The 5,111-nt window shown below is 72.0% G+C and carries 6 protein-coding genes and 1 pseudogene; 5 read left to right on the top strand and 2 right to left on the bottom strand.

Annotated features, from left to right (window positions below):
* The 4 genes and pseudogenes from ACWCSD_RS47625 to ACWCSD_RS47610 all read left to right on the top strand — a co-directional run.
* Positions 1-352, top strand: a pseudogene (locus ACWCSD_RS47625) (hypothetical protein); the annotation flags it as partial.
* A gap of 22 nt (positions 353-374) precedes the next feature.
* Complete coding sequence (locus ACWCSD_RS47620; protein WP_397157214.1) at positions 375-803, top strand: ester cyclase; 429 nt, start codon at positions 375-377, stop codon at positions 801-803.
* Between the two features lie 71 nt (positions 804-874).
* Positions 875-2,401, top strand: a complete 1,527-nt coding sequence (locus ACWCSD_RS47615; protein WP_449925601.1) for an MFS transporter — start codon at positions 875-877, stop codon at positions 2,399-2,401.
* Between the two features lie 26 nt (positions 2,402-2,427).
* Positions 2,428-3,012 (top strand): TetR/AcrR family transcriptional regulator, encoded by a 585-nt coding sequence (locus tag ACWCSD_RS47610; protein WP_449925598.1) that lies wholly within the window; start codon positions 2,428-2,430, stop codon positions 3,010-3,012.
* 42 nt (positions 3,013-3,054) lie between these two features.
* Here the strand turns inward: ACWCSD_RS47610 and ACWCSD_RS47605 are convergent, their stop codons facing one another.
* Both ACWCSD_RS47605 and ACWCSD_RS47600 read right to left on the bottom strand, forming a co-directional pair.
* Positions 3,055-3,996 (bottom strand): quinone oxidoreductase family protein, encoded by a 942-nt coding sequence (locus tag ACWCSD_RS47605; RefSeq protein WP_449925595.1) that lies wholly within the window; start codon positions 3,994-3,996, stop codon positions 3,055-3,057.
* Between the two features lie 135 nt (positions 3,997-4,131).
* Positions 4,132-4,701, bottom strand: coding sequence for a TetR/AcrR family transcriptional regulator (locus ACWCSD_RS47600; protein WP_449925592.1), 570 nt, complete (start codon positions 4,699-4,701; stop codon positions 4,132-4,134).
* A 90-nt stretch (positions 4,702-4,791) separates the two neighbouring features.
* Between ACWCSD_RS47600 and ACWCSD_RS47595 the strand changes: the two genes are divergently transcribed.
* The coding region (locus tag ACWCSD_RS47595; RefSeq protein WP_449925590.1) for an MFS transporter at positions 4,792-5,111 on the top strand (320 nt) is incomplete at its 3' end.

Here is a 5,111-nt window from a genome sequence, read left to right as displayed (position 1 = left end):
GACGGACGTTTTCGGCGGCCACAGGGAGCTGCTGTTCTCCATCGTCTACAACATGCTCGGCAGCGTCTCCGACACCGATCTCCAGGCCACCGTGCGCGGCGGCGGCTACGCCCCCGGCACGCCGCGCGAGGGCTGGGACCACTCCACCCCGTACCTTCGGCGCGTCCTCGCCGACATGTGGCAGGCCGACCTGACCATCGTCGAACGCGAGCTCACCCTCGCCGCCACCAGCCCAGGCATGGAACACCTGCGCGACCTCGCCGCCGGCCTCCACGCCCAGGCCCTGACCGCGGCCCGCGCCGCCGGCCGGGCGACCGCGGCCAGGCGACTCCCGCGAACCGTTTCCCACTGACCCGAACAGGAGCGACATGTCAATGGATCAGGTGGCACGCAACAAGGCGGCGTTCGCCCGTCTGCACGACGCCCAGAGCAGCGGCGACGTCGAGGCCTTCGGCAAGGCGGTCGACGAGGTCGTGCATCCGGACGTGCTGATCCGCACTCCGTTGCCGATCGCCGCAACGGGGGCGGAAGCCCTCAAACAGGTGGGCGCGATGCTCCTGCACGCGTTCCCCGACCTGCACATCGAGGTCGAGGACGTGATCGCCGAGGGCGACAAGGTCGTGCTCCGCAACACGGTCACCGGGACTCACCGGGGCGAGTACATGGGCGTCCCGCCGACCGGCAGATCCATCACCTACGGAGAGATCATGATCGTCCGTTTCGCGGACGGCCGGATCGTCGAGACGTGGGGGATCGTCGACGTCCTGGCCCAGCTGAGACAGCTCGGTCTGTTCCCGTCGTGACCCGGCCATCATGTTGAACGTACGTACAAGTTGTACTACCGTTCAACATGATGGAGAGCGAGGGGGACCCGATGACGCAGCGACAGTTCACGCGGGCGGGGGCGCGCCAGTGGGCGGGCCTGGGCCTGCTGGCCATGCCGACGGTGCTGCTGGGGCTGGACGTGACCGTCCTGTACCTGGTGGCGCCGAGCATGGCGGCCGACCTGTCGCCGTCAGCCACCCAACTGCTGTGGATCATGGACGCCTACGGGTTCCTCGTCGCCGGGTTCCTCGTCACCATGGGCACGCTGGGCGACCGGATCGGACGGCGCCGGTTGCTGCGGGCCGGGATGATCGCCTTCGCGGCGGTCTCGGTGCTCGCCGCGTTCGCCCCCACGGCCGAGCTGCTGATCCTCGCGCGAGCCCTGCTGGGGGTGGCCGGGGCGACGCTCATGCCCTCCACGCTGTCGCTGATCTCGAACATGTTCCCCGACGCGCGTCAGCGCGCGGTCGCGATCGGGGTCTGGGCCACGATGTTCGCGCTCGGCATGGCCGCCGGGCCGATCGTGGGCGGCGCCCTGGTGGACTCCTTCTGGTGGGGAGCGCCGTTCCTGGCGGCGGTGCCCGTCGCGTTCGTCGTCCTGGCCGGGGCGCGCGCCCTGCTTCCCGAGTACGCGGCCCCGTCCGGCGGCCGGCTCGACCTGGTCAGCGTGGGCCTGTCCCTGGCGGCCATCCTGCCGGTCATCTACGCCGTCAAGCACATCGCCTCCGAGGGGCCCGGCGGCCCGGCCCTCGCCTGCGCCGGAGCGGGCGTTCTGGCCGCGATCGTGTTCGTACGCCGCCAACGCCGCCTGCCCGACCCGCTGCTGGACGTGACGCTGTTCGGCAACCGGGCCTTCGTCGTGGCCCTGGGCGTGCTGCTCATCGGCCTGGCCGGGGTCGGGGGCTCGATGTACCTGGTCACGCAGTACCTCCAGCTCGTCGAAGGGCTCACCCCCTTCGACGCGGGGCTCTGGATGGGACCGCCGGCGCTGGCCATGTTCGCCGCCGCCATCGGTGCTCCGCTGGTCGCCCGGCGCTTCCGTCCCGGCTCGGTCATGGGCGCCGCCCTGGGGGCGTCCCTCGCCGGCTACGCGCTGCTCGCCACCGCGGGGCTCGACGACGCGGTCCCCGTGGCGGCCGGCTTCACGTTCGTCTACCTCGGGCTGGGCGCCCTCGCCGCCCTGGGCACCGACATGGTGGTGGGCGCGGTGCCGGCCGCGCGGTCCGGGTCGGCGGCGTCGATCTCCGAGACGGTCCAGGAACTCGGCATCGCCATCGGCGTCGCCCTGCTCGGCAGCCTCACCACCGCCGTCTACCGCACCCAGGTGACGGTGCCCGAAGGTCTGACGTCGGAGAGCTACGGCCCCCTCACCGACAGCCTGAACGCGACCGTGGCGATCACCGACAGCCTTCCGCCCGGGACCGTCGAGGCGGCCCGGCACGCCTTCACCACCGGGCTCAACGTCGCCTCCCTGGTCGCGGGGGTCGCCATCGCCGCCGCCACGGCGCTGTGCCTCGCGATGCTGCGCCACGTGCCCCCGCTCGGGGCGGAGCGGCCTCGCGACACCGACGTTTGAACGATGGTCCGACTATCCTGGGCCTCGTGCCGAGGAGCAGCAAGGACGACACCGCCGACGACGGCGAGCACGTCGACGGACGCCGCGCACGTGGCGAGAAACGACGCGCGGAGATCATCGAGGCCACCCTCGCCGTGGTGACCCGCGACGGCGCGGCCGGCGTCACCCATCGCACGGTCGCCAAGCAGGCCGGCACCACGACGTCCCTGAGCACCTACTACTTCGCCACCCTCGACGACCTGCTCGTCGCCGCCCTCACGACTGTCGCCGACGCCTACACCGCCCGCATCCGCGACATCATCGACACCCCCGGCGACAAGCTCAGCGGCCTGGCCCACCTCATCGCCGAGTCCGCCGGCTCCGGACGTGAACGCGCCCTGGCCGAACGGGAGCTGGCGACCCTGGCCGCCCGCCGCCCCGCCCTGCGCCCCGTTGCACGACGCTGGCGGCAGAACATCGCCGAACTCGCCACCACGCTGACCGACGACCCCGCGGCCATCGCCGCCCTCGTCGCGGCGTCCGACGGCCTGTGCACCGCGATCCTCCTCGACAACGTGCCCGCCGACCCTGAGCACATCCAGGCCGTCCTGCAACGAGCCGTCCGCAACTGAGCGTCCAGGAATGCCCTGAAGGGACGCCGCCGCGGAAGGGCTTCACGTCATGCGGAGGATGACCTTGCCGGTGGTGCGGCGGGTGGTCAGGGCGGTGAGGGCGGCGGCTGCCTGGTCGAGCGGGTATTCGGCGCCCACCGTGGGGTGGACGCGTCCCGAGGCGGCCAGGGCGAGCAGGTCGTGCAGTGGCTCGGCGGCACGGCTGCCGGGGAGGCGCAGGTGGGCGCCCAGCCAGTAGCCGCCGACGGTGATGTTGCGCTCGCTCAGGATGCCGGGGTCGATGGGGGCGGCGTCGATCCCGCCGGAGGTGCCGTAGGCGATCAGGCGGCCGAAGGGGGCCAGCGCACAGGGGGCTGCCTCGAAGACGGAGCCGCCGACGGCGTCGAGGATCACGTCGGCCAGGGCGCCGTCGTTGGCTTCGCGGACGCGCTCGGCGTAGCCGTCGGCGTCGCCGGGGATCGCGGCGTCGGCGCCGAGCCGGCGGACCAGGGCGCGCTTGTCGGGGGTGGAGGCGGTGCCGACGACCCGTCCGGCGCCGAACTCCTTGGCCAGCTGGATCGCCAGGTGGCCGACCCCTCCGGCTGCGGCGTTGACGACGACGGTTTCGCCGGGGCGGACCCGCGCGGCCGTACGCAGCAGGTGCCAGGCGGTCAACCCCTGGACCAGGAGGGCGAGCGCGGCGCCCGCGGAAAGGTCCTCGGGGATCTCGACCGGATCCTGCACCAGCGCCTTGGTGGCGAAAGCGCTACTGGCGAAGGCAAGCATGCGGCGACCGTCCGCGGCCCGGCCGACGACCTCGCCGCCGGGGATGAACGGCAGTTGCGGCGGCAGGTAGGTGCCGCGCAGGCGTTCGGCGTCGGCGAAGTTGAGACCGGCGGCCTCGACGTCAAGGAGGATCTGGCCGGGGCCCGGCGTCGGGTCGGGAAGGTCGGCGGGGGTCAGGACATCGGGTTCGCCAAGGCGTTCTGCAACCATCGCTCTCATGCCGTCAACGCTAGGAGCCGGGCTGTTGCGCAGGTAGCGGGCGGGATTTGTGAATGAGGCGGAATGCATGAAGAGTCTTCATGCATTCCGGCGGCGGCGTCACCCGGGCAGAGGCTCGGTCGCCGGCGGACCGGATCAGGCGAGCAACCGGTCGACCAGCCCGTCGAGGTAGTCAGGGGTGAGCGGCCCCGCGTTGAACAGGACGCGCATGTAGATCGGCGCCAGGAGATGGTCCAGCACCTCCAGCACGTCGGGCGGGTTCTCTCCGCGGGCGCGGGCGCGGTCGAGCACGGCCTGCAGCTGGCTGGTGCGGTCGGCCAGAAGCTCGTCGCGCGCCTGCAGGCCCTGCTGGCCCTCGCCGGACAGCGCGAGGGTCAGCCGCACCAGCGCCAGGCCGTCGGGACCGGTGACCTCGCGGGCCACGTTGGCGGCGTGGGTGCGCAGGTCGCCGGCCAGGCTGCCGGTGTCGGGCATCGGCGACGGGGCGTTGAGCCGGGTCAGCAGCACATCGCTGAGCAGGGCCTGGAGGTTGCCCCACCGGCGGTAGAGGCTGGTGTCGGCCACGCCCGCGCGGGCCGCGATGTCGCCGATCGTGAAATGTCCGTAGCCGCGCTCCCTGACCAGCTCGGTCACGGCTTGATGCACTGCCGCGCGGACCCGGGCGCTGCGGCCGCCGGGCCGCTTGGCCCGCCCCTGCTCATCCATGCGTCCCACCTTAACGCAGTTGGGACTTGCGTTAGAGCCTAAGGGGGTCTACGTTAACGCAGTCACTAACTGCTTTTAGGAGAGATGTACGTGAGAGCGTTGCTCACCCTGACCTGCGCAGGTCAGTTCATGGTGCTGCTCGACAACACGATCGTCGGCGCCGCCCTCCCTGACATGCAGCAGCGCCTGCACATCGGGCTGACCGGTCTGCAGTGGATCGTCGATGCCTACGTGCTGCTGGTGGCCATGCTGCTGCTGTCGGGCGGCGTCTTCGCCGACCGGTTCGGCCGCCGGCGGGTGTTCCTGGCCGGGGTGGTGGTGTTCACGGCCGCCTCGGTGGTGTGCGCGCTCGCGCCCTCGATCGGCTGGCTGATCGCCGGACGGGTGCTGCAGGGCGTCGGGGCCGCGGC

The organism is Nonomuraea sp. NPDC001684 (genome assembly GCF_053596515.1).
Note: the sequence above shows the minus strand (reverse complement) of the source record. Positions and strands in the feature narration are given on the sequence as shown.

Bases quoted from the DNA above. Each gene is read 5' to 3' on its own strand.
- ACWCSD_RS47620 (WP_397157214.1), top strand. From the start codon at position 375: ATGGATCAGGTGGCACGCAACAAGGCGGCGTTCGCCCGTCTGCACGAC.
- ACWCSD_RS47615 (WP_449925601.1), top strand. From the start codon at position 875: ATGACGCAGCGACAGTTCACGCGGGCGGGGGCGCGCCAGTGGGCGGGC.
- ACWCSD_RS47605 (WP_449925595.1), bottom strand. From the start codon at position 3,996: ATGAGAGCGATGGTTGCAGAACGCCTTGGCGAACCCGATGTCCTGACC.
- ACWCSD_RS47600 (WP_449925592.1), bottom strand. From the start codon at position 4,701: ATGGATGAGCAGGGGCGGGCCAAGCGGCCCGGCGGCCGCAGCGCCCGG.